26 protein-coding genes and 2 pseudogenes are annotated in these 22603 nt (G+C 44.4%); 24 read left to right on the plus strand and 4 right to left on the minus strand.

Annotated elements, in window-relative coordinates; all coding sequences use genetic code 11:
• Positions 1–430: 430 nt before the first annotated feature.
• Together AC0YOB_RS35545 and AC0YOB_RS35550 are read left to right on the plus strand one after the other, a co-directional pair.
• Positions 431–589, plus strand: a complete 159-nt coding sequence (locus tag AC0YOB_RS35545) for a hypothetical protein (RefSeq protein WP_475796805.1) — start codon at positions 431–433, stop codon at positions 587–589.
• Entirely contained in the window at positions 586–813 is a 228-nt protein-coding gene (locus AC0YOB_RS35550) for a VOC family protein (RefSeq protein ID WP_475796806.1), read from the plus strand. Before AC0YOB_RS35545 ends, AC0YOB_RS35550 begins: the two co-directional genes overlap by 4 nt.
• A 244-nt stretch (positions 814–1057) precedes the next feature.
• On the opposite strand, the gene AC0YOB_RS35555 is transcribed toward AC0YOB_RS35550, so the two are convergent.
• Positions 1058–1843 carry an alpha/beta fold hydrolase gene (locus AC0YOB_RS35555; RefSeq protein ID WP_475796807.1) on the minus strand — a complete coding sequence of 262 codons (786 nt, stop codon included), beginning with the start codon at positions 1841–1843 and terminating at the stop codon, positions 1058–1060.
• A 275-nt stretch (positions 1844–2118) separates the two neighbouring features.
• Between AC0YOB_RS35555 and AC0YOB_RS35560 the strand changes: the two genes are divergently transcribed.
• The 19 genes and pseudogenes from AC0YOB_RS35560 (at position 2119) to AC0YOB_RS35650 (ending at position 18128) form a co-directional block, all read left to right on the plus strand.
• Positions 2119–2304, plus strand: coding sequence for a stalk domain-containing protein (locus tag AC0YOB_RS35560; RefSeq protein WP_475796808.1), 186 nt, complete (start codon positions 2119–2121; stop codon positions 2302–2304).
• A gap of 527 nt (positions 2305–2831) precedes the next feature.
• Positions 2832–3209 carry a BlaI/MecI/CopY family transcriptional regulator gene (locus AC0YOB_RS35565; RefSeq protein WP_475796809.1) on the plus strand — a complete coding sequence of 126 codons (378 nt, stop codon included), beginning with the start codon at positions 2832–2834 and terminating at the stop codon, positions 3207–3209.
• A 2-nt stretch (positions 3210–3211) separates the two neighbouring features.
• The gene (locus tag AC0YOB_RS35570; protein ID WP_475796810.1) at positions 3212–3709 is read left to right on the plus strand and encodes a M56 family metallopeptidase; all 498 of its coding nucleotides are present in this window, start codon (positions 3212–3214) and stop codon (positions 3707–3709) included.
• Between the two features lie 88 nt (positions 3710–3797).
• Complete coding sequence (locus AC0YOB_RS35575; RefSeq protein ID WP_475796811.1) at positions 3798–4217, plus strand: hypothetical protein; 420 nt, start codon at positions 3798–3800, stop codon at positions 4215–4217.
• 283 nt (positions 4218–4500) lie between these two features.
• The gene (locus tag AC0YOB_RS35580) at positions 4501–5238 is read left to right on the plus strand and encodes a hypothetical protein (protein ID WP_475796812.1); all 738 of its coding nucleotides are present in this window, start codon (positions 4501–4503) and stop codon (positions 5236–5238) included.
• A 413-nt stretch (positions 5239–5651) separates the two neighbouring features.
• Complete coding sequence (locus AC0YOB_RS35585) at positions 5652–5948, plus strand: hypothetical protein (RefSeq protein WP_475796813.1); 297 nt, start codon at positions 5652–5654, stop codon at positions 5946–5948.
• Between the two features lie 224 nt (positions 5949–6172).
• On the plus strand, positions 6173–6496 hold the full coding sequence (locus tag AC0YOB_RS35590) for a hypothetical protein (protein ID WP_475796814.1): 324 nt from the start codon (positions 6173–6175) through the stop codon (positions 6494–6496).
• 147 nt (positions 6497–6643) lie between these two features.
• Entirely contained in the window at positions 6644–7018 is a 375-nt protein-coding gene (locus tag AC0YOB_RS35595) for a hypothetical protein (protein ID WP_475796815.1), read from the plus strand.
• A gap of 337 nt (positions 7019–7355) precedes the next feature.
• Positions 7356–8453, plus strand: a complete 1098-nt coding sequence (locus AC0YOB_RS35600) for a helix-turn-helix transcriptional regulator (protein WP_475796816.1) — start codon at positions 7356–7358, stop codon at positions 8451–8453.
• A gap of 388 nt (positions 8454–8841) precedes the next feature.
• Positions 8842–9201 carry a BlaI/MecI/CopY family transcriptional regulator gene (locus AC0YOB_RS35605; RefSeq protein WP_475796817.1) on the plus strand — a complete coding sequence of 120 codons (360 nt, stop codon included), beginning with the start codon at positions 8842–8844 and terminating at the stop codon, positions 9199–9201.
• Entirely contained in the window at positions 9198–10847 is a 1650-nt protein-coding gene (locus tag AC0YOB_RS35610) for a M56 family metallopeptidase (RefSeq protein WP_475796818.1), read from the plus strand. The genes AC0YOB_RS35605 and AC0YOB_RS35610 overlap by 4 nt, the downstream gene beginning before the upstream one ends.
• Before the next feature lie 300 nt (positions 10848–11147).
• A pseudogene (locus AC0YOB_RS35615) lies at positions 11148–11599 on the plus strand (DUF6756 family protein).
• A 121-nt stretch (positions 11600–11720) separates the two neighbouring features.
• On the plus strand, positions 11721–12329 hold the full coding sequence (locus AC0YOB_RS35620) for a histidine phosphatase family protein (protein WP_475796819.1): 609 nt from the start codon (positions 11721–11723) through the stop codon (positions 12327–12329).
• 129 nt (positions 12330–12458) lie between these two features.
• The gene (locus tag AC0YOB_RS35625; RefSeq protein WP_475796820.1) at positions 12459–13001 is read left to right on the plus strand and encodes an ATP-binding protein; all 543 of its coding nucleotides are present in this window, start codon (positions 12459–12461) and stop codon (positions 12999–13001) included.
• A 409-nt stretch (positions 13002–13410) separates the two neighbouring features.
• Positions 13411–14418: an S-layer homology domain-containing protein gene (locus AC0YOB_RS35630; protein WP_475796821.1), complete on the plus strand. Its 1008-nt coding sequence runs from the start codon at positions 13411–13413 to the stop codon at positions 14416–14418.
• Between the two features lie 567 nt (positions 14419–14985).
• Positions 14986–15765 carry a class I SAM-dependent methyltransferase gene (locus AC0YOB_RS35635; RefSeq protein WP_475796822.1) on the plus strand — a complete coding sequence of 260 codons (780 nt, stop codon included), beginning with the start codon at positions 14986–14988 and terminating at the stop codon, positions 15763–15765.
• 274 nt (positions 15766–16039) lie between these two features.
• Positions 16040–16771 carry a class I SAM-dependent methyltransferase gene (locus AC0YOB_RS35640; RefSeq protein WP_475796823.1) on the plus strand — a complete coding sequence of 244 codons (732 nt, stop codon included), beginning with the start codon at positions 16040–16042 and terminating at the stop codon, positions 16769–16771.
• Positions 16772–16938: 167 nt separating this feature from the next.
• Positions 16939–17256 carry a transposase gene (locus AC0YOB_RS35645; protein WP_475796824.1) on the plus strand — a complete coding sequence of 106 codons (318 nt, stop codon included), beginning with the start codon at positions 16939–16941 and terminating at the stop codon, positions 17254–17256.
• Positions 17253–18128 (plus strand): IS3 family transposase, encoded by an 876-nt coding sequence (locus AC0YOB_RS35650; RefSeq protein WP_475796825.1) that lies wholly within the window; start codon positions 17253–17255, stop codon positions 18126–18128. The genes AC0YOB_RS35645 and AC0YOB_RS35650 overlap by 4 nt, the downstream gene beginning before the upstream one ends.
• Positions 18129–18324: 196 nt before the next feature.
• Here AC0YOB_RS35650 and AC0YOB_RS35655 read toward each other — a convergent pair whose 3' ends face one another.
• Positions 18325–19188, minus strand: a complete 864-nt coding sequence (locus AC0YOB_RS35655; protein WP_475796826.1) for an SDR family oxidoreductase — start codon at positions 19186–19188, stop codon at positions 18325–18327.
• A 186-nt stretch (positions 19189–19374) separates the two neighbouring features.
• Here AC0YOB_RS35655 and AC0YOB_RS35660 point away from each other — a divergent pair, with 186 nt between their 5' ends.
• Complete coding sequence (locus AC0YOB_RS35660; RefSeq protein WP_475796827.1) at positions 19375–19959, plus strand: TetR/AcrR family transcriptional regulator; 585 nt, start codon at positions 19375–19377, stop codon at positions 19957–19959.
• 231 nt (positions 19960–20190) lie between these two features.
• On the opposite strand, the pseudogene AC0YOB_RS35665 reads toward AC0YOB_RS35660, so the two are convergent.
• Both AC0YOB_RS35665 and AC0YOB_RS35670 read right to left on the minus strand, forming a co-directional pair.
• Positions 20191–20952, minus strand: a pseudogene (locus AC0YOB_RS35665) (IS110 family RNA-guided transposase); the annotation flags it as partial.
• A gap of 324 nt (positions 20953–21276) precedes the next feature.
• Positions 21277–21684, minus strand: coding sequence for a hypothetical protein (locus AC0YOB_RS35670; protein WP_475796828.1), 408 nt, complete (start codon positions 21682–21684; stop codon positions 21277–21279).
• A gap of 172 nt (positions 21685–21856) precedes the next feature.
• On the opposite strand from AC0YOB_RS35670, the gene AC0YOB_RS35675 reads away from it, so the two are divergent.
• Together AC0YOB_RS35675 and AC0YOB_RS35680 are read left to right on the plus strand one after the other, a co-directional pair.
• Positions 21857–22024 (plus strand): hypothetical protein, encoded by a 168-nt coding sequence (locus tag AC0YOB_RS35675; RefSeq protein ID WP_475796829.1) that lies wholly within the window; start codon positions 21857–21859, stop codon positions 22022–22024.
• Positions 22025–22061: 37 nt separating this feature from the next.
• A complete protein-coding gene (locus tag AC0YOB_RS35680; RefSeq protein WP_475796896.1) occupies positions 22062–22505 on the plus strand; it encodes a VanZ family protein in 444 nt (147 codons plus the stop codon).
• Positions 22506–22603: the final 98 nt, after the last annotated feature.

The following is a 22603-nucleotide window of genomic DNA, read 5'->3' on the forward strand; positions in this document are numbered from 1 at the left end:
TTGCGTAAATCGCATGCACATGAATGACGAACATCGGAAAGCCGTATGAGGGAAAACCTCACGTACGGTTTGATGAGGAGGGGCTGAAATTATTCAGTCCCTTACTCTAGCGGCAATGGATATATGTTCTTGTCATTAATGGCTATATATTTTTGTCATCCGACAGACAGCTGTCGAGTGACAAGAACATACAACGTTAAGTAACCCTCCAGAAGGTGTTTTTTTGAGTTATGGATATATGTTCATGTCATTAGCAATTGACAAGAACATATATCCATTGTCGATTTGTGACAAGAACATATATCCATTACCGGAGTGAGCTGCTATGGCCGTTACGCTAACGGGCAGGACCCCAGTCATTTTATATACTAGAAAATAACAAAAACAGATATAATCAGGTGAGATTCCAAATACAAGGAGTGATGATGTGATGAGTATTGTAAAAGAAATTAACTGCATTTACATCCCTACAACAAATACAGAAGTAACGGCCAAATGGTATGTGCATAATTTAGGTTTGGAGTTAATAAGACCCATTCATGAAAATCAGGCTCAGCTTCGTATCCCTCGGGACAAGCCATTTTTTTGATTAAGACTCCTGAGCAAAAAAATCTAAACTACATTGAAATAAGTGGAACAGAACAATGTGCACTTACCTTGGAAGTAAATGATTTTAACGGACTCTACAGCCAAATGAAGGACAACGGAGCTAAGGTATCGGAGATTGAAGATAATGGGAGCTGTGGTCTTAATTTTTATGCCTATGACCCAGATGGAAATAAACTCGATATTTGGGGAGGCTGGCGAAAGTAATTTGTTATTCAGCTATTGTCGAACGTTAGCTCAACCTGAACGAGGCTGCCGGCAAATTGTCAGCAGCCTATTAAGCTAAAGGGCATATGAACGTATTGATCTCAACTATTTACACCCGAATATACGTTCGATAAAACTTTGGAAGTACTCATTTCCTAAAGGCTCCATTTATACCTCCTTAAACCATCCCCAGAAAATGCAACACCCTACTCGCTGTTTTCATCCTGCTAGTAAATCGTAGAGATCACGATTCAATAAACTGCATTAATACCTGATTGAACCTCTCGAGTTCGTCCAGGAAAGGAACATGACCGCTATATTGAAACGGAACGAGGGTTGAATTTTTGATGAGCTGATGGGTTTCCTTGGCATTGGCAAACGGGACGACGTGGTCGTGGACGCCATGAACGATAAGGGTAGGCGTGGTGATTTTCGGAAGATCGTTGCGCACGTTTTGATCCCTTAATGTCGCCATCACTGCCGCAGTCGCCCAACCCGCTCCTTGCAAGCCGACTTGAAAAAACCAGTCCGAGAAGGGTCCGGTAATATGTTTAAAGAAAAATTGATTCGTTAACCCGGCGAGCATACTAGGCCGATCCGTCAAGGTGTCGGAAATAAACTGATTAGCCGCTTCCTGCGGGATTGATCCCGGCGATTGTGCATCAATCAACACGAGCTTGGATACCCCGTGTCCTTGATGTCTGGCCATATACCGGACCGCTAAAGCTCCGCCCGCGGAATGTCCCGCCAATGTTATGTTATTTAATTGCAAGGCATCGATGACAGCCCGGATGTCGTCGGCCAATCGGTCCAAGCCATATCCGCTATAGGGCTTATCCGAATTGCCAAACCCACGCCAATCCATGCCTATGCAGCGAATGCCTTTCATCGGAAGCAAATTGAATTGATATTCGAATTGTTTATGGCTTAAAGGCCAGCCGTGAATAAACAAAATCGTCTTCTTCCCCGTCGGATTCAGATCCTGCACAAATACCCGTACGCCCGGTTCAACACTAACAAAGTATTCCAAGGTGATTCCCCCTTACTGAAGGTGAAGTACCTTAATAGATATTTGGCTGATCAAAGAGGTATTCCTTATCGATTGTAATCGGTCAGCCATCAGAAGGATCTTCACATAGTAATTACATATGCAGTGAAATTAAGAGATTGGGTAAGAATAAAGTAAGCCTTTATACATTAGGACATTCCAAAAATGAAGCTACGCTGGCCTTTATCATAGATTTCATCCCTTTTGATACTGGATCGTGAAGGAGAGAGAGGATTTCAAATAAAGACACTGGCTTTGTGGACAGGTTTTCTTATTGCCAAAGGAGGTGGACATACGGCAAGCAGATTCCGCTGACCTACGGACCCGCGACGCTGAACGGCAGCCTCTACGTACCGATCGGCGATATCGGCAAGCTGCTTGGCATCGGCGTCGCCTGGGAAGCTGGCCCCCGGACGGTCGTCATTACGACAAAGGCGACATAAAACATTTGGGCGGCTTTTTGCACCGGGGCCGGCACCTTAGAAACCCGATGTTTCACAGAAAACTCGGGTTTCTCGATCTGCCGGAGCAGCTTTTACGAAGAAAACCAACAATCGCCGTCACCGATCGCGGTTGGGTGCCAGCTCCTTCGCGAGCTGCTGTCGCAACTCCCCGGATATGGGCAACAGCGGCAGACGAAAGGTATCTGACACCAGGATGCCTTGATGCGAGAGCAGCCATATGAGTGGGGTGGGTTGGAATCCCGGAACAGCAGTTCAATGAGGGTGCCAGCGAATCGAAGGTGCTCGCCGCCGGCCAGTTAAACTAACGGGTACGATAGCACAATGATACCAGGCTGCCGGTACGATCGGCAGCCTATTCAGGCTTGTGCCAAATGAACTCGAAGGTTGTCTTTTAGTGTGCTGACGAAATCTATTTCAATTATTGGGAATTTGATTTACTTGACGAGGTTGGATTACATGTGTAATATTAAGCAATGGGATTACATATGTAATCATAGGAGGGTTCATTGATGTCGCAAATTCCAAAAATATCGGATTCGGAATGGGAAGTTATGAAGGTACTTTGGGTAAGATCTCCGAAAACGGCAAATGAAGTGATTGAGGACTTACCAGAAAGTAATGAATGGAGCCCCAAAACGGTTCGAACACTTCTGAACAGGCTTGTTGAAAAAACGGCGATCGCCTATAACCAAGATGGACGAGTATATTCGTACTATCCGCTTGTGAAAGAGAACGAATGTATTCAATCCGAGACACAGTCCTTCCTTCGTAAAATATACGGTGGGGCGCTAAAGCCGATGCTCGTCAACTTTCTTAAGGATGAAAAATTGTCCAAAGAGGATCTGGATGAGCTTAAAAGTATTTTGGAGCAGAGGAGGGATTAATCGTGACAGCATGGATTGATGGCGCATTTGATTGGATTTGGACAACGACAATCATGGCATCGGTGCTGGCATTGCTGATTTTCCTTGCGAAAGTAATTCTGAAGGATAGAATCAAACCGCGAATGTTGTATCTGTTCTGGATGTTGCTTGTCGTGCGACTTGTTCTGCCGTGGACGCCTGAAAGCTCGTTTAGTATGTTCAACCTTATCCATTTGGAAAGCGCTGCGAATACGACAATTTTGCAAACGGTGCGAGCATTTCCAACACCCGGAATGATAGAGACTACACCAATTACAAATAAACCCACACACGTGAACATGAGCAGTCTAGCGTCAGTTCTAGACCAATCCCCGAACAATAAATTTCGTATGGATTGGTTGCAGGTACTTCCATTACTTTGGGCGATCGGAACAGTGCTTATGGTCATCGTGATTGCGATAAGCAATGTTTTATTTGCTTTAAAGATCAAACAGCAAAAGATCGTCTTGCTTTTTCACTGAAGTAACGGGCGCATAGCTCAAAAGATTCTTTGATAGCTGCAACATACCAAAATCCCCAAACGTCAGAACAGTTGAATGGGGGATTGTTATGAAAAGAATTATGATAACACTGTTAGCAATGTGCTTCATTCTTACAGGGTGCATGAACAACGAGAAAACAATTACGTTAGTACAAATCAAAGATTTATTTGAGAAACATGGCATTCCCTTAGAAGAGCCGTCAGGATTAAATAAAGAGAATATATTTCTAATGACATTGAATGGTGTAAAACCTGAGCCTTTTATGATCAATGAAGATCAATTAGTGAGTATTTATATCTATACGTCCAGCAATGGGGCTAAAAAGGGAATAATGGATTTTGAGGATAAGACGGCAACGGCAGATGTGGTAGCGCATGAACGATATCAACCAGCGAATTTATTAATTTTTTATGATTACGAAAGCTCCCATAAAAAAGATGATCAAGTAGAAATGGTGATAAAGGACATGAAGTCTCTAGTGCGGTAGTATGAATCTGAATTACTTATTGTTATTAAGCTAACGGGTACGATAGTTCAACTCACTTGGAGCAGTTTGCCGGCGGCATTTGCTCCATTTTTCGTTAAGTTAACGGGCAGGATAATTCTAACATGCCTTTAAGCGTTAGGATGCCTCCGAACCGTCGATTCATTTCGGCGGTTTTTTACCGTGCTTGAGTAAGTTTTTATCAACAATGGAGAAACATTTTGCTGGACTGGAAGTATTATCCTGTATAGTTTGCGAATGTGAATTGCAGGAGGGAGCAACCAAGATGAGAAAAGGCTACGTCGTCTACAGCATTGCGGCGGCGCTGATTCTAGCGAGCTGGCTCGTTAGCGCCGGCTACAACCGGTACTATCGACTGCCGGAGGGACGGTTTCTGCAGCATCACATTGAAGCAACGGACTCGCCTTCCGTGGCTTTCGATCTCCTCTATGTCGCTAACAAGGGAGACAAGCGGACGATTCAATCCATTAAGGTGGCCGAACTGCCAACATTGGATTTTTACCCCGTTCAAGTGCATCAGGAATTCAACCGGCAAACGATTTATAAATTCATGGGCTTCTACCGAAGCGCTCCCGAACGAAAAACGGCGCTGCCGCCGTTGAATCTTCACGCCGTTACCGTTACTTACAACGACGGGAGGACACGGGTGATGGAGGTCGGCGATATTATCGTCTATCGGAACGTGTATCCGTCCAAGGCTTCGCCGGTCGAGTTTTCTTCCGGAGGGAGCTCCTCGGACAATACAGGCTTAAATACGGTGAGCGTGAGTCGTATTGACCGGAATGACATCGGCTTGGCTCGGCCTGCTCGGTACGGCTTTTCAATTCAACGAGGAATGGATCAGCAGCATCGCGAGCTCCAACGGCCCCCTCGAATCGGAAGTGACCTATCCAATGAAGCTGGCCAAAGGCGACAGCCTCATAACGAACTATTGGTTCGATTTTCCCGACAGCAGTCCGCTGGCGGCGGACGTATTCAACTTACTCCTGACGCAAACGTTTAACGAGGAAGGCGGCAGCCGGTCGAGCTATCCGATTTTTGCAAATTATTTGCCCTACTTCACGGAATCGCAAATGAAGCATTTTGTCCGAGCGCAGAGGGAGGATCGCGAATGAAAAACTCTGCTTATTCCCTCATCGCCGTGGGCGTGGCACTCGATCTGCTCTATATCGACAATACTGACCGGGCGCCAATCTGTTCCTCCTGCCTTTCCTGTTGAAGGTCGCGAAGTCGGATGCGGTCTGGGTCGTGCTATTCGTTAGAGGGGCTATCATACATGTACGGGTTCTCTTCCTTGTCAGGAGCATGAACGACAAACTTGGAGCGGTTTGCCGGCGGCAGCAGCTCCATGGCTAACGGATACGATAGAAGATTCGCTGTTACTGCTTGTACCGTGGATTTGAAGGGGGCGTGTTCATGTTTATTTGGAGGAGAGCGGTATTTTGGTTCTCGTTATTCAGCATTATCATTTGCTTTCAAGACTATTGGAAAACGATTCATATTAATAATCCGACGACACTCATGATAGGACTTGGACCGTTTGAACCATTCAATCATTGGATGCTAGATTTTGATCCTTTCGAGCCGCCAGTTACTGCAACTATAAGTGCAAAAATGCGCGGTTATGTCATGCATTTGATTTTTTTCTTTTTAGTAGGCGCGGCTCTTGATAAACTTATCCACAAATTAAAACGTAAGCGGCCGGTCGATTAAGCTAATGGGTACGATAGTGCAAGGACCAGGGACATTCGCAGTGTTCGGCAACTGTTCCCTTTTTCATTGAATTAACGGGGAGATTTTGGTGCATTTTTGGTATATTAGTTATACAGACACCAAAAAAAAGGGGGGAGGAGATGCTCATTATATCCAGGTTGGAATGTGATGAAAGACCCTGACTGTCCTAGCTGCAGGAGAGCGTTGAAAGAAGGAGATGCTTGATGAGGAAGTACGCCTTTCCAAAACTCAGCACTAATCATACAATTCAAAAGGTCATGATTTATGAAACAACAAAAAATGGAGTGTATCTGTATCTATATCTAACACAAAAAGATCTGCCATCGCATAATGATTTCTGGTTTGATGATTTGCAAGATGCTGAAAATTTTAGCAAGTCATCTTTTCACACTGATGACTCCGACTGGATTATGATTGACGATCCCAATGAAGGTTGCCAAGACGATCTAATTAGACCAATTCGGCGGCGTAAAGATAATTCTTATGAATTACTTGAGGATGGCGTTTGGAAAAAAATCGAGTTATAAAATACAACAAGTTCCCAATGATCATGAGACATTATTGAACTAACGGATACGTTAGTTTAGACTACAGGATGGTATCCGGAAGTTCACCAACCTCCGTTCTCTTAACGAATGGAAAGATTAACTGAGTCTGTATTGGGGGTGAACGTAATGTCGACAATCGCGATAATCGGAAGTCGACGCTATTCCAAATTGAGCTTAGTTGAGGAATATGTAAATAGCTTATCCAAAGATACGATCGTTATCAGTCGAGGCTCGAGAGGTGTTGACCATGTGGCTTACGTGGCCGCACATTTTCGTGGGCTTCATTGCAGGAGGTTTCCTGCTGATTGGAATGAAAATGGAAGTAGTGCAATTTTCCTCTCGAATTTGCAGGTTGTATCCGAAGCAGAAATGCTTGTTGTGTTCTGGGACGGTGAAAGTAGAGGTACGTTGCAGACAATCGAAGTTGCATATCAGTACGAAAAACCAGTGACAATATACGGACCCAACGGAGAAATTCTCGAAAGTACTTCATTCAACTAACTGGGTACGATAGTTCAAATAAAGAAGTGAAGGCAGCCGATCGGAAATAATCGGCTGCCTTCGCTTAACTAACGGGCAGGATAATGAAATGACTTGTAGAAAAAAACCTATAAATAAAAGTAACAAAAGTAGCGTAAGGTGTGTGGATTTCAAATCTCGCAGATGATGCAGGATCATATGTCTACCCTCTCTGGCGATTTTTAATCTGGACAATTCTACCGGTAGTTGAATAAAGCGGATGACAATTCAACCAACGCTTGATAGGATTGCGTTTGCGGAAATGCTATGCTGTTTTCGACAGTGCGCACTGTACATTTTGTGTTATCGGAGGTATACGATGCTCGACGTGCGTAAAATTGGAGCTTATATATCGAAGCTTCGCAAAGACCAGGATTTGACCCAATTGGAACTTGCCGATCAACTGAATGTAAGTCATCAAGCGGTATCGAAATGGGAACGGGGCGACTCGCTACCGGATATCGGAACTCTTCCGCAGTTTGCAAGGTTATTCGGCAAAACGGTAGACGACATTTTAAATGCAGGAGACAACGTAGAAAATCGGGAGCACCAGCACCTGGGAACGATCGTTAAGGAGATCTCAGAGAACAGGCCGGTACAAGTTGCAGAGATGGTCAATACCGGAGAGGTGAAGGTGGAAGAGCTTGTAGAAGTAGCGCCGTTTGTAAAGGCAAGCGTTCTGCATAAGGTTACAGAACGATTAGACAGCAGCGTTCTAAAGTTAGACGTGATCATGCGGCTGGCTCCGTTCCTTGCAACAGATACATTGGATGCATTGGTACGTCAGGCAGAAGAGGGCGAAATTGTGTGGAATGCCATTACTGGACTCGCTCCGTTCGTCAGCAGCGACACATTAAGCCGACTGGTAGATAAGTCGATTGACGGTTCCTTAGAAGTGCAAAATCTTGTTGGAATTGCCCCGTTTCTTGGAAGAGAACATGTAGATCGGTTGGTACAAGAAGCCGAAGAGGGCAGCTTGAGCTGGCATTCCGTTCAAGGGCTGGCACCCTTTATTAGCAGAGAAACATTAAGTCGTTTGGTAGACCGGGTTGTAGATGGCACCATCGATGCGAACCGGATCATAAGCCTCGCACCGTTCCTGGGTAGGGAGCAAGTGGATCGGTTGGTACAAGAAGCCGAAGAGGGCAGCTTGAACTGGCATTCCGTTCAAGGACTGGCACCCTTTATTAGCAGAGAAACATTAAGTCGTTTGGTAGACCGGGTTGTAGACGGCGCTATCGATGCGAACCGAATAGTAAACCTCGCACCTTTTCTGGACAGGGAAAATATCGAGAAGTTGATTGTTGGAGTCGAACCGGAACATCTTAGCCCGGATCTGCTGGCAAGTCTTGCTCCTTTCGTCGATCAAGGGACACTGAGTAGAATGGTGACAAACTTATTAAATAAAGTAAAGTAGACATGTATATTGGAGATTGGTAATGCACGGCGATCCCCAAAGCTACCGGCTTGAAATTCGGTAGCTTTTTGTTTGGTTTCGGATCATTGTGAACCAGCGATACACAGACTGCGGTTGTCTTGGTAAAATAAAGAATTAGACTGAAAATAAAGTATTCAATTGTGAGAATAAAGTTCTGGACTAGGCAACGGCGTAAAGCTAACGGGTACGATAGTTCAACGCTTCTTAGAGCAGTTTGCCGATGGCAACTGCTCCATTTATCGTTATGCTAACTGGCAGTTATGTGCGGCGATTAAATTTTGCGCCTCTCGACAATAATATTCTACTGAAGTAGAATAAAAGAGAATTCTACTGTAGTAGAATTGAGGGGGAAATGAGGTGCTTTCATATGAATATGAAGCTGTTTGACAGCGAGCTTAACATTATGGAGATTTTGTGGCGAGAAGGCGATACCACTGCAAAGAGAATTTCAGAAATTACGAAGGATAAAATTGGTTGGAGCAAGACAACAACCTATACGATCATTAAGAAGTGCCTTGTTAAAGGAGCGATTGAACGGCAAGAGCCAAATTTCGTTTGCCGTGCGCTTGTTACGAGGGAGCAGGCGCAGGAACATGAAACAACAGAACTTATTAATAAGATGTATAATGGTGCACCAGACAGGTTGATTGCGTCGCTTTTGGGGCAGAGACAGTTGACGACTGAGGAAATTAACCGCTTAAAACAACTGATTGAGAGCTTGGAATGATGTGGCATATGTCGTTGCTTGAAAGAAGTGTATCAGCTTCCCTCATAATTCTTGCGGTTGTATGCTTTCGCTCCCTGCTCCTGCATAAAGTTCCTAAAATGACCTTTATCATTCTTTGGGGGATTGTGTTATTCCGGCTGCTTGTTCCTATTTCTGTTCAATCGCAATTTAATATTTATACGGCGGTTAACGATTTAAGCAGGATGTTCACAGTACACGAGAGCAATTCCCTGATGCATAACTCACCGATTTCAAATGGAGGCACAGTTACCATGCCCCCCATAACAGATGGAATGATTACATCAGCCTTACCACTGGAGTTGGCTTCACCGATACCATCTTTTGTGCTGGTATGGCTTATTGGTTTCACGTTATGTGCTATGTTTTTCATCATCCCGCATTTACGGTGTCGTAATATTTACAGAATGTCGTTACCGATTGAAAATGATATCATCCAAAAATGGCAGAAGTCTAATCCTGTATGGCGAAAGGTGCAAATTCGGCAGTTAGATAGAATTTTGACTCCGCTCACCTATGGTATCTTTCAGCCTGTGGTACTCTTGCCGAAACATATCGATTATACCGATGAAAAACAACTCGAGCTTATCCTTACCCACGAATATATTCACATTAAACGATTTGACACGCTCAAAAAGTGGTTGCTTGCAGCTAGTGTGTGTATCCATTGGTTTAACCCTTTCGTGTGGGTCATGTACATTCTTGCCAACCGTGACATCGAGCTATCTTGTGATGAAACGGTCATAAGGACATTTGGGGATAGCATGAAGTCTTCTTATGCTATGGCACTTGTCCGTTTGGAAGAAAAGAAAAGCGGGCTGTCTTCTATGGTTAGTAATTTTTCCAAAAACTCAATGGAAGAGAGGATTAACTCGATTATGAAAACCAAGAAAATCTCTATAGCGGCGATGCTACTCGCTAGTTTGATTGTGGCCGGATCTATTACGGTCTTTGCGACTTCTCCACTGGACAAAACGGATGCGGCTTTTGCTGTCGAAGGCCCAGCGACCGAAAGTACGCCTACCTCATATCAAGGCGAATTCTCGACAGCGTTAATGCCGATTGATTTAACCTTTACCAAATTGGACGTGCCGCAGTTGATTGATCAGCTTAACGCTTCAAAGTATATGGCGCTTTATTTGGACAACGAGATGCTTCTGCGCGTAATGAATGATAATTCCATACAGATTAGCAAGGACAACGGGGCATCTTGGAAAAAATATGATACTGACAGAATCTCGGCAACAGATTTTGCCGTCTGGCTTTTGAAAAATGATCCGAATCCTGGCTACTCAATAAAAGAAATGCAGAATCGCTTAGCAAACGGAGCAGAAGTAGAACATATTAGGTTTGAAAACGGAAAGGAAATGTATGTTGTCGTAGACAAAAGCGGCGTCCAGATTGAGCTTGTTCAACCTAAAAAAATTGCTTCAGTCCTGTTGGACGGTCAAAGAATGATGATTACTTCCGATAGACTCCCCATGCTTATATCAGCACAGATGCTGAAGTCATTTTATGACTCGTTAGTTTCCAACAGTATACTGACAGAAACTCAAGCAGCACAAGATTATTCGGAAAGAGTAAAGCATCTTAAAGAAAATGATACGATCTTCACGGTAACGAATTAAAGGGAATTTACTAATCTTTAAGTTGCCATTCCTGTAAGACTTAACGATGGTGGGAACAAGCTGTTTTAAAAAAAAAGGGATCCAAATATATTTGTTATGGATTCAGCTAACGGGTACGATAGCACAACGGCACCAGGCTGCCGACAGTCGTTGGCCAGTTCAGCTAATGGACAGATAATGTAATTTGATTGATTCTTAAAAGTAACGATTCAATGTGGTAAAGTAAATAGTAAAAGATGTCAAACGGAGATGGTTTCGCAATGGATCAATTGTCCATCTGAGATGAAATAGGAAGAACTAATAAAATCACTAAAGAGTCATGTGTACTTTGCTGAAGTAAATAAGAATATGTGGAAACCAGTTATCCAAAAAATCGAGGAGTCGTTCATTCAAAAACAACATTATACAAACAGTTTGCATTGGGGTTGGCAGAGACTTAAAGATCCACAATATGTGCTTAGAATGGTTGACATATCAAATAGATATTTAAAGTATTTTGTTAATGATGATAGGGTTTGGTTTATTGTGGAGGATTACAAAAATAAAATGTGGCTATATGAAGGAGATACAAACTTTATAATAAAGAATGTTATTTCTGAACTTATGCATCTAAGGGAACATTATTTAGTCTCAAATACGCATGGTTAATAAGCGTTAATCATCATGATATTGTGTTCGGATCAGGGTTAGAGGTAGTGAATAAGATGAAAAAATTTGAGCAAATGAACTCAGAAGGAATTATTAGGAGTTGATTGATTCGTATTCAGGGAACTAGTACCACACTTTATTAAGCTAACGGGTACGATAGCTTAATGTCGTCAGGCTGCAGTAGAGGAAGGTATGGCTGCAGAACCGAAAAAGGAGGCGTTCCTATTGAGTACAACTTTCTTTCTTGTAAGGCACGCATTAAAGGAAAAAGCAATCGGAGATGTTTCAATTACCTCACAAGGGATACAACAAGCACAAGCGACAGCCAGGTATTTCTGTAACCTGCCAATAACAATAATCGTGACGAGTCCACTCCAACGAGCAAAAGAAACTGCCGAGTACATTGCCCATAATACAAATGCAACACTAATGGTGGATAGCCGTTTGCGGGAACGAGCAAATTGGGGCGATTTACATGGGCAAACATTTGATGAATTTGCTGCGATGTGGGAGCGATGCACACGCGATCCTGATTACATACCACCGGTTGGTGATTCGGCCAACAGGGCGGGAGAACGCTTATTATCACTTTTGACAGAGCTGGGAAACGCGCAGCCGCCCGAAAGCAATATAGTAATTGTTACTCATGGGGGATTAATTACCGATTTCTTAGTGAGAGAATTTCCAGGGAGTGAGCTTGATGCTTTGCACCAAGATTTTGTTTTGAAGCAGAGTGAGCTCATTTCCGAGTGTTCAATTACAAAACTGATATCCAATAACGGACGTTTCAATTTGGAATCATTCGCATCAATAGAACACTTGAGTACAAGTTGATGCGTAATAAAGGATTATGAAAAGCTCACTTTATTGAACTAACGGGTACGATAACACAACGACACCAGGCTGCCGGGATAACGGCAATCTGGTTCATAAGAGAATAAACAGAATGGAGAGAATTATAAAATGAACCGACTAGTAATCATGACAGTAGGAAAGACTCATAGTGGAAAAACTACTTTCGCAAAAGAATTAGAATCAGTATTACAACAAGCTGTTGTCATTGATCAGGACAACCACGCAGAATTTATAAATAACCATTATAAGAAACTACGCCCCATTGAAGGACCAAATACAATCAAATTCTCTCTTACAAATACGATTGTTGAGTATGCAACGGAGCAAAGCAATTTACACATAATCCTAAGCAATTCCAATCTGCATGAACCAGCACGAACGAATGTACTTCGTTATTTTCATGAAAGAGAATTTGTAAGCATTATAGTTTACTTTGATTTACCTGTTGAATTACTGAAAGAGCGTGTAGAACAAACACAGAGAACTAAAGCGATCTTTCGAAGTGCCTCGAGCTTTCTAGAAGTGCTAGAGCGACAAGAAATCTCGAAACAGGTACAACCGAGAGAAGATGAAGCTAATTATATATTTGTCATTAAGGATCCAACTAAGCTAATGGAAATAATTCAACAAATTAAAACAATCAGTGAATAAGTGAATTATAATATTTTACATTAGCTGATTTAAATTTGTTTCGGGGCATTTGGCTCTGGTAATTCAAATTTTCATTACGCTAACGGGTACATTAGTTTATAACTACACGACAGCAGCCGGCTTGTAATCGGCTGCTGTTTTTGTTGAAGTAAAGGGCAGGCTAGTGCGGGATAATAGTAGGAGATACTCTAGAAAATGTGAACTAGGTTATGTCTCTCATTAAAATCTAATGTGTTTGTAAAGTCATTCTCATCTACTATGTTTTATGATAAGACCGATCAATGAATTTGGGAGGAATGCAAATAAAAATTCACTAACATATCGTGCTGACGATTTAGATTGACAATCCGTCATAATGAAAACCTTCACGAGGCAATCTTGACAAACACAATTAAAGGAGAGATCGGAAATGACTAAATCATCCATGATGAAAAAATCCATAATTACAGGTATGACATTTGCTATGGTTCTTGGAGGCTCAACTGCTGCATTCGCTCACGGAATCCATAAGGACAAGTCTCAAGATAAGTCCAGCAAATCCGCTCAACAATCAACACAAAATCCAACTGCAGTACAATTATTGAGTTTCCAGCAGAAAGCAGAGTCCTCACCAGCAGTGGCTCAGTCGATTACTCGAGCAGAAATGATCTCATCAATTAACCGTTCATTCCAGCTTGCGGAAAAAACGGATATTACCTTTTCGGATCTGAGCAACTCGGATTTGGCATATGACCAAATCTCAATCGCTGTTAAGGCCGGCTATGTAAAGGGCTACGCGGATGGAACGATCCGTCCGAATCAGCTGGTAACGCGTGAGGATGCGGTAACCATGGTCGCCACTCTTGTAAATCTAAAGTTGGATACCATTAAAGGGTTAGACAAGTACACGCATGCGGCCTTGATGGAAGCATGGAGCAAACCTGTAATCGCTGCGGTTTTGAATGCAGAGATTTTGAATGTTGGCAGCTTCGGGCCGAAGGCCAAGTTTACAAGCGTGGTATCGGACGCTCTGCTCGAGAAAGCTCTAGAGTTTGCGAAAGATCTAGGGGTTGTAATCCCGGCAACGCCGCCTACGGGCCCAGGCACAGAAACGCCGCCTACGGGCTCAGGCACGGAAACGACGCCTACTGGCGATCATGGTTCAGAGACAGGCACGGTAAAAACGTTTGATACTGCTGGCGTATATGGTCCAGAAACAGGCACGGAAACGATTAAAGGCAATGTGGCCGTATCCGCTCCAAGCATTACGTTGCGCCATCTTGTTATTGAAGGAGATCTGAGGATAACGGCCGACGTCAGTGACGGGGATGCATACTTCAAAAATATTACGGTAAAAGGAGTCGTTTACATACAAAGGGGAGGCGTAAATTCAGTTCACTTCGAGGATTGCGATCTGGCGAGCGTCAAAATGTACTGACGTAAGGCTCTATCCCCAAGGGTTATGACCTAGCATTTCGGACGAGAAACTGGCAGAGGAGTCCAGGTTACACTGGTCCCATTCATACCGCGTTTCTTGGTAATGATGAAAAGAGCATACTTACGAGATTTTTATGTAAATAAAATACCTCTAATAGCTGAGAAAGACATCAGAATTAAGATGGCTATTTGAATGAAGATCGTCCACAGTGAAGTTACACTAGCGATGAAGGAGCTGCCGCGGCAGCTCCTTTTACATCTTCACAAAAATAGGGGGGGTTACAGACATACTGCTGGCCGTTAAGCTCCCATGGAAGAACGTAATTACTTCCATAATCTATGGTATCGCGTGAGCGGCATGGATGGCTAATGGGCAGTTATATTTAAAATTATCCTGTTGTCCAAAATTCACATATGGTGTAATCTGGAAACATCCTTTTAGAAAGCGAGTGATTATCGTGAGAACCATTCATACAGTTTGCGACGCAGTTATATTAGAGGTATGGAAGGGATAATTGCTTGAGCTAATCCCTTCCGTGCAAAACCAAAATACGGAGGGAAAACAGATATGTCTTTTAGTAATTACGGTGAACTCTGCACGGAAGTCTATGACCTAACCAAAAAAATTGGGCAATCATTCGGTGGAGACATTGAGTATTATCGCGAAAAGCTTAAACATTATAAGGGACGCATTCTGGAGGCCATGGTTGGATCTGGACGGGTGATCATTCCTCTTCTTGAATCTGGCCTGATTGTAGATGGAGCGGACTATTCACCGCAAATGTTGGATTCATGCCGAAGCCGATGTGATGAACGAGGATTAACTCCCAACTTATACGAAGCAAACTTGCAGGAACTTTCTTTGCCACATAAATATGAAGCAATCATCATTCCTGGGGGTTCGTTTCTATTAATCGAACAACGGGAAGAGTCAATTAGAGTTCTAAAGCGGTTGTATGAACATTTGGAACCAGGTGGGCAGTTGTTCCTTGACCTGTTTTTGCCAGACAACAATTATAACAGTTCCGAATTAGGACGATGGGAGGGATCGGCAATATATCACTTGCCTAATGGTGACATCATCACGATGGAAGGCAAGTGTGTGGAAGCCGATTTATTCTTCAATCAATACCGAGTAAGCTACTTAAAATACGAAAAGTGGCGTAATGGGGGATTGGTCCAAACGGAATTGCAGCGATTTGCATTGCGGTGGTACGGTGTCGAGGAATTCAAGTACATCCTTGAAAGCATTGGTTTTTCAAATGTCAAAGTTTGCGCTGATTTTGAGGATGGGAAGAAACCAACAAGCGGTAATCAGAAATTCGTTTATCAAGCCTCTAAATTATAAATCACACAACCCCCGCGTACAAAGTACGCAGGGGTTGTTACGCTAACGGGTACGATAGCGCAACAATCAGGTCATTAAAGTAATGGGTACGTTAGTTCAGAACAGCACAACGGCAGCCGAAGGATGATCAGTTGCCGTTTTTATTGAAGTAAAGGGAAGTATCGTTAAATAACTAAACTCAACCCTTTAGCAATTCGGAATATGCGATTACAATTTACATTGAGATGAACACGGAGAGGATTTTTGAAAAAAATATAAAGGATGGTATATAGACATGGCTGACAGGATATTTGAAGAGCCGAGACTTGTAGATGTTTACGATTTTTTTGATTCAGCTGAACGTCCAGATCTTGACCCGTACATTGCAATGACAGACGAATTCGGTGCTAAATCCGTAATTGATATTGGTTGCGGAACCGGAATCCTTGCTTGTCGACTTGCTGCACTAAGTAAGGAAGTCATTGGGATCGATCCAGCCGCTGCCTCACTCAAAGTTGCATGTCGTAAGGCTTGTGCAGATCGGGTCAAATGGATTCATGGAACGGCTCCAATGCTCGCTGGAATGCAAGCAGATCTAGTGACGATGACCGGAAACGCCGCACAAGTCTTTGTAACTGATGAAGATTGGATGTCAACACTTCGTATTTGTCGTGGTATTCTTCGACCTGGTGGACGGCTTGTATTCGAGGTCCGGGATCCTTCAAAGGAGGCGTGGAAGGACTGGAACCGCGACCAGTCCTATCAGGTAATTGAAGTGCCAGAAATCGGAAAGGTAGAGAAGTGGGTGGATCTGCTGGATGTGCAGCTGCCTTTAGTTACGTTCCGTCAAACATTCGTGTTCCAAAGTGACGGGGCAGTAATAAGCTCGGACTCGACACTAACGTTCCGGAGTCAGTCCGAAATTATTGAATCCTTATGCTTCACTAATTTGCTTGTCGAGGATATTCGAGATGCACCAGATCGTCCTGGACTAGAATTTGTATTCATCGCTCGTTGTCCGGGATAAAGAAACATTCATCAGGGCAGTTTGAATACCTAAGGACACTGACCTTCGTAAAGCTAACGGGTATAAGAGCTCAGTGCCTGCTACGGCAGAATAACGTGCATGTAGCATATATAGTAGACAACCGTCAATGAAAACCCTAATAATGAACATAACGAGGAGGTGTTCCCATGGGTGAACAGCGGCAGCATTACAATGAAGAATTTAAACAAAAAACTGTCCAATTTATACAAGAGCAGACCAAGTCGGTGGCGGACATTGCTCAGGAACTGAACATCCCCGCGAATACCTTACACAAATGGATGGCGAAGTATCGGCAGTTTGAGAGCGAATCGTTAGCCAGTAGTGAGAAAGTCCGTCAACTGGAGCAGCTCTTGCGAGAGAAAGAACAGGAACTCCAAGAAAGAGATCGCCGGATTGTGGATGTGGAAGAGGAACTGGCGATCGTAAAAAAAGCCGTGCACATCTTCAGCAAACCAAAGAAATGAGGTTTCAGTTCATCGAAGACCATCGCTCCGCGTTTCGAATGGAGAAGATGTGCAGCGTGCTTGAAGTGTCCCGGAGCGGCTACTACAAATGGAGAAACGCCACACCCAGCCAGCAGGCCATACAGAAGGGCGAACTGATGGAGCGGATCACTTTCCACTTTCACGATACGAATGGACGATATGGTAGTCCGAAAATAACCCATCAACTACAGCTGGAAGGCTATCACGTCGGCGAACGTACCGTGGGCAAGTACATGCGGGAGATGGGCTTACGTTCGTGCGTTTCCCGAACCTTCCGAGTCCAGACAACCGACTCGGATCACGATTTGCCGATCGCCCCCAATATCCTGAAGCAGCAATTCGCGACCGCTACCCCCAACACGGTGTGGGTGGCGGACATTACGTATATCCCCTGCCGGGAGGGCCGACTATACCTGGCAAGTGTCTTGGATCTGTGTACCCGTGAAATTGTGGGTTGGCGGCTTCAGGACCGAATGACGACGGATCTGGTCCTCGGGGCCTTACAGGACGCCTATGAGGCCAAGAAACCGGAAAAAGGACTTCTTCACCATTCGGATCGTGGTTCGCAATATGCCTCCATCGAGTACCGTAACCAGCTTGCTTCCTATGAGATGGAGGCGAGCATGAGTCGAAAAGGCAACTGTTACGACAACGCCTGTATGGAGTCGTTCCACAGTCTGCTCAAAAAAGAATTGGTTTACTGCACCAAGTTTAAGACCAAGCAGCAGGCTTATGACCAAATCTATTCCTATATCGAGTTTTTTTACAATCGCAAACGAATCCACAGTGCACTGGGCTACTTATCCCCGGTTCGGTTTGCCGCACTTTTTCACACGAAAAAGAAAGCTTAGTATTTGCTTAATTAGGTGTCCACTTTCTTGACAGAGGTCCAGGATAGTTTAAGATTATTCGCGTGGAATCGTATCATAAATGACGCAAATTTTGGGCGTTTGAATCGATCGACTGGATCGGATAGCCTTAATATTATTACGATAGAATTATCTAGATAGGTGTACGTTACCGAAAAAGTTACAAAGTCTGTCTGGATTAATTCGCAGTGGCAATCGACGCCTTCAGGACTTCACGCACGGAAAGCGGCGAGCGGTTGAGCAGTTTGGTGAGCGCCGGATCGATGTGTGCAAATTCGCCTTCTCGGCTGGCGCGGAAGATGCCGAGCAGCATATTGGCCTGCGCTTCGGGGACGCCGTGCGACATAAGCATGTCACGATACTTGTCGTCAGAAACGACCACGCGCTGAATGGGGCGGCCGGACAACTCCGAGGCGATGGCGGCGACACCTGTGAGGTCAATGGCCTCGGTCGCGGTGAGGCCGGGCGTCAAGCCGTCAAAGCGCTGCTCGCTCAAGGTGATGGCGGCCGCTTCGGCAAGGTCTGGGTGTGCTGTCCAGGAGACTGGACCGTCCTCTGGAGCGGCCAGCACGCCGGTCGAAATGGCGTCGCCGAGAAACATCAGCACCGATGCCGTGTAAAAGCCGTTGCGCAGCGATACGAAGGAGACGCCTGAGGATTGGAGCGCCTTCTCGGTGGCGGCGTGATCCTTCATCGGGGCGAAATGCGACGACGGAGACGAGCCCATGTGGCTCGTATAGACAATTCGGCTTGCGCCGGCTTTTTTGGCGGCTTCGATCGCCATGGTATGACTTTGAACGATAGCTTCACCGAAGCCGTCAGCGGAGACGATTAACACTTGTGCCGCGCCTTCGAAGGCGTATGCGAGACTGTCGGAGTCGTTGAAGTCGCCTTGGCGTACGCGTACGCCCTTCCCTTGCAGTTCCAGCACTTTCTGCGGATCGCGCACGCTGACGCCGATCTGTCCGGCTGGCATGCGTTCTAGTAGCTTCTCCACCGTCATCCGTCCGAGCTGTCCGCTAGCTCCTGTTACGATAATCATGTCACAATCACCTTTCTTTGCCTTTTATTCGACAGTGTGGTTAACCGTCAGTTTTGGATATGCTATACTGTACAAATTGTAATAGGATTGCGGCATCCGAACAACCAGCATTTAGCCGGTTTCGTTTCTTAAACAACATGTATGCCGATTTGTCGGGTTTGGAACGCCGAAGGAGCGAAGTCGAATATGCCAGTCAACTTGGATGATCCTCGAGTGAAGCGGACGCGTCAGCTGATGCTGCAATCCTTTATGGACTTGCTCGAGCAGAAGAAAAATATCTACTCTATTTCGGTACAAGACATTACATCTCATGCGACGGTTAATCGTTCCACCTTCTATTCTCATTTCCAAGACAAGTACGCGTTCCTGGAATGCTGGATGAGCGACAAGTTCCGCAAGATCGTGGAGATGCGCTTACCGGATTACACCCTTACAGGAACGGGCGATTTGCGAACGCTGATTCAGGTCACTTTCGAATTTCTGGCTCGTCTACGCCAGTATATGACGCCAGGTGACGTCCAATTCGAGCCGATGTTCGAGGTCGCGATCCAGAAAGAGGTCGAACGGCTGCTGCTCCGATGGCTCCGTGAGAAGGAGGGGATGCAGGCTTCTATTGCAGAGGAGATGATCGAGACGACAGCGGAAGTGATTAGCTGGGGGATATTCGGATCGGCCGTGCAGTGGAGCCGCAACCCTCGGCTGCGTACCGTGGAGGCAATGACGCAGGACGTGCTGGCCGTAGCTACAACGGTATTGGAGCCAGTAAGCTAACTCGAACGGATACGTCCATTATTTCGGAAAGTCTGAACCGTTCTGGCCGCCACCTTTATTCTACTGTGCTTAATTTCCTCGGGTTTCATGATTGAACTATACCAGCTAATAGGTTGTCAATATTTAATTATTAATGAAACAAACGAGGGATGTTATACTGGAAAAAGGGAATGGCAAATAACCGTCCCATAGATTTTGGGAAGGTTTTCCTCAATGTCTAAGTATTTCTTTTTAGTCTAAGCGGAAGGTTTCTTTCTTGGTTAAGATTGCATATATCCAGTGGATCAGTTTATTTGCACAAGCGATCACAGCTACTTTAAACAATTTGCCCTCTGCACGCTTTTTATCGTAGTAAGCCCTTAATTTTTTATTGCGTGAGCTTCGTATTCCACATCGAACAGCTTGATATAAGGCTGTTCGATGCCTCCTGGTGCCGCGTTTGGTGATTGAATTTTGGGTTCCAGTAAACTTGCCGGAAGAGAAGACACTTGGATCAATACCGGCAAACGCAACTAGCTTTTTTGCGTGACTAAACCGATCGATTTCCCCGATCACAGCTAAAATTGTTGCCGCAATTTTGGTGCCAATACCAGGTATCGATTGGATTAAATCATACTCCAGTAATTCTTCAGCCAGGGCCTCTATTGATTTATCGAGTTTCGCTAGATGCTCCTGGTACTGAAGAAGTAAATGAATGAACAGCTCCAATGAGATTAAATGACTCGGAAAAGCGGTCTCCCTGAAGGGATTTCACTCTGCTGCAGCCATTAGTTTCTGTGCACGTTCCAGCGACCACCGGTTCGAGCCGACATGTCCGACAAGGCGTTGTATGATCGTCGTAACGGTCTTCTCGGACATTGCCAGCACGGATTGAGACGTTGGATATTGGGCCAGGAAACGAAGCGACACTTTAGAATAAAGGTCACCAAACACGCCATGATACTCTGGAAAGACCTGATCCAGCACCGCTTGAAATTGCAGCTTTACCTGGACAACCATTTGCAAGAGTTACATATCGTACCCGTTACTTTAACCAGCCCGAATCCTCTATATGAAATCTAATGATTTCTTTAGCTTCCTGTATATCCTTACATGGTTCGATATCCATAAACTGTGTAATATCCTCATTTGAGAAATGTTTAAACACTTCTTCCGCGTCTTATAGAGTCAGAATTCTCAGATTCAGACTTTCGGTTTCTAATGAAAGATACTCAATTTTTTGATTGTTCGACACATTCCCATACCTGGGGAAAGACCTGACAGCGTTAGAATCCCAATCCCCTCCTAACTTATTGGGTAGAAAATCGACTTCATTCGTTATGCTTTCGCGAATTTGGCTCGCACGCTCGGGCGGAACAAAATGACCGCGATGCCGATCAAAACGATTCCCTGCACGCACTGTTCAATCCGCATCCAGAGCGGGTATACCCCGCTATTGATCGAGATCGCGATAATCCCGAGAGTGCCGAGTATAGAGATGATCAGAACTCGGAAATAAGCGGAACGCTTGCCTCTCCTCAGTTGCATTCCGAATCGGACGAAGAGAAGGGATAAAACGGCAAGTCCGAGTGACCGGATCCATACATATTGGTTGATAGAGTCCTTCATAAAGTAATCGAGCAACACAAGCGCGAGGCTCATAAGAAAAAAGACGATTTGCAGTTTAATAACAAACGAAATAGAGTTTTCAGCCGATTTAGCGTAGTTCGCAGCAATACGATTCATATTTGATTCCTTTCTGCCGTTTCATTCGGCTCCGGTTTGGATTTTGTGGCCAAGTCGAATCAATAAGCTCATTCTTTCGCATACTCAGGTTGCGATTTTCAGAACGTTTATCATGCTCACTCCCGTATCAGTTATTGGTTATGTCTGTATTATAAGAAAAAAGAATGAACCCATGTCAGTACAAAAGTTCATCTTTCTATATGAGAATATTCACTTTCTACCTGATGAGGAATTTCACCCTCGGGAAACGCTTGCCTACGATACGGAATATCATTGGCACTTCTTCCTCACTGTATCCGAGGGAGCCGCCTCGCTCATCGCCGGGGCACTTGAGCCCTGAAAAGCTGAATTCGAGCCGCTCTTGACAGAGCGCTAGCATTGCTACGCTAACGGATTACGATAGCTCAAGAAAGACACGAAGGCAGCACCCCAAGGCTAGTAATAAAGCACAGAAAGCCGAGTGTTATTGGAACGTACAATTAATTCCCTTTCAGACGATAACTTCATCTATTAATTCTTACATCAGTGTAGGAATAGTGCCTTCATCAATCAATTTAATTGCCAATATTGCTGTACTTGTTCCTATGGGATTTTTATTTCCGTTCGTTTTACGAAGACCATCATCATCCTTAAAAACGATTGTATTTTCACTTGTGATTATTTTAGGTATTGAAATAATTCAATTTGTAACCTTTTTGGGGGCAGCGGACATAGATGATTTACTGCTAAATATGTTTGGTAGCGTGTTGGGGTATATTATTTATGTGATTTCTAGGATACTTCATAACAAACTGACCAAGGGTTATCGTACGTTAAACTAACGGGTACTATAGTTGAACGCATTTTTTAGCGGTTTTTTTAAACGCTGAGTTATAATAAATAGGAACATATAGCCCCTCGTTGTGCTACACGAGATAAG

This window comes from Paenibacillus sp. JT31N17 (assembly GCF_056269255.1).

What these genes read in the sequence shown, in the direction of transcription:
- AC0YOB_RS35675 (WP_475796829.1), top strand. Translation starts at nt 21,857, where the DNA reads ATGTCAGTACAAAAGTTCATCTTTCTATATGAGAATATTCACTTTCTA.
- AC0YOB_RS35600 (WP_475796816.1), top strand. Translation starts at nt 7,356, where the DNA reads ATGCTCGACGTGCGTAAAATTGGAGCTTATATATCGAAGCTTCGCAAA.
- AC0YOB_RS35630 (WP_475796821.1), top strand. Translation starts at nt 13,411, where the DNA reads ATGACTAAATCATCCATGATGAAAAAATCCATAATTACAGGTATGACA.
- AC0YOB_RS35590 (WP_475796814.1), top strand. Translation starts at nt 6,173, where the DNA reads ATGAGGAAGTACGCCTTTCCAAAACTCAGCACTAATCATACAATTCAA.
- AC0YOB_RS35635 (WP_475796822.1), top strand. Translation starts at nt 14,986, where the DNA reads ATGTCTTTTAGTAATTACGGTGAACTCTGCACGGAAGTCTATGACCTA.
- AC0YOB_RS35655 (WP_475796826.1), bottom strand. Translation starts at nt 19,188, where the DNA reads ATGATTATCGTAACAGGAGCTAGCGGACAGCTCGGACGGATGACGGTG.
- AC0YOB_RS35580 (WP_475796812.1), top strand. Translation starts at nt 4,501, where the DNA reads ATGAGAAAAGGCTACGTCGTCTACAGCATTGCGGCGGCGCTGATTCTA.
- AC0YOB_RS35670 (WP_475796828.1), bottom strand. Translation starts at nt 21,684, where the DNA reads ATGAATCGTATTGCTGCGAACTACGCTAAATCGGCTGAAAACTCTATT.
- AC0YOB_RS35585 (WP_475796813.1), top strand. Translation starts at nt 5,652, where the DNA reads ATGTTTATTTGGAGGAGAGCGGTATTTTGGTTCTCGTTATTCAGCATT.
- AC0YOB_RS35595 (WP_475796815.1), top strand. Translation starts at nt 6,644, where the DNA reads ATGTCGACAATCGCGATAATCGGAAGTCGACGCTATTCCAAATTGAGC.
- AC0YOB_RS35610 (WP_475796818.1), top strand. Translation starts at nt 9,198, where the DNA reads ATGATGTGGCATATGTCGTTGCTTGAAAGAAGTGTATCAGCTTCCCTC.
- AC0YOB_RS35545 (WP_475796805.1), top strand. Translation starts at nt 431, where the DNA reads ATGAGTATTGTAAAAGAAATTAACTGCATTTACATCCCTACAACAAAT.
- AC0YOB_RS35605 (WP_475796817.1), top strand. Translation starts at nt 8,842, where the DNA reads ATGAATATGAAGCTGTTTGACAGCGAGCTTAACATTATGGAGATTTTG.
- AC0YOB_RS35660 (WP_475796827.1), top strand. Translation starts at nt 19,375, where the DNA reads ATGCCAGTCAACTTGGATGATCCTCGAGTGAAGCGGACGCGTCAGCTG.
- AC0YOB_RS35625 (WP_475796820.1), top strand. Translation starts at nt 12,459, where the DNA reads ATGAACCGACTAGTAATCATGACAGTAGGAAAGACTCATAGTGGAAAA.
- AC0YOB_RS35650 (WP_475796825.1), top strand. Translation starts at nt 17,253, where the DNA reads ATGAGGTTTCAGTTCATCGAAGACCATCGCTCCGCGTTTCGAATGGAG.
- AC0YOB_RS35645 (WP_475796824.1), top strand. Translation starts at nt 16,939, where the DNA reads ATGGGTGAACAGCGGCAGCATTACAATGAAGAATTTAAACAAAAAACT.
- AC0YOB_RS35640 (WP_475796823.1), top strand. Translation starts at nt 16,040, where the DNA reads ATGGCTGACAGGATATTTGAAGAGCCGAGACTTGTAGATGTTTACGAT.
- AC0YOB_RS35575 (WP_475796811.1), top strand. Translation starts at nt 3,798, where the DNA reads ATGAAAAGAATTATGATAACACTGTTAGCAATGTGCTTCATTCTTACA.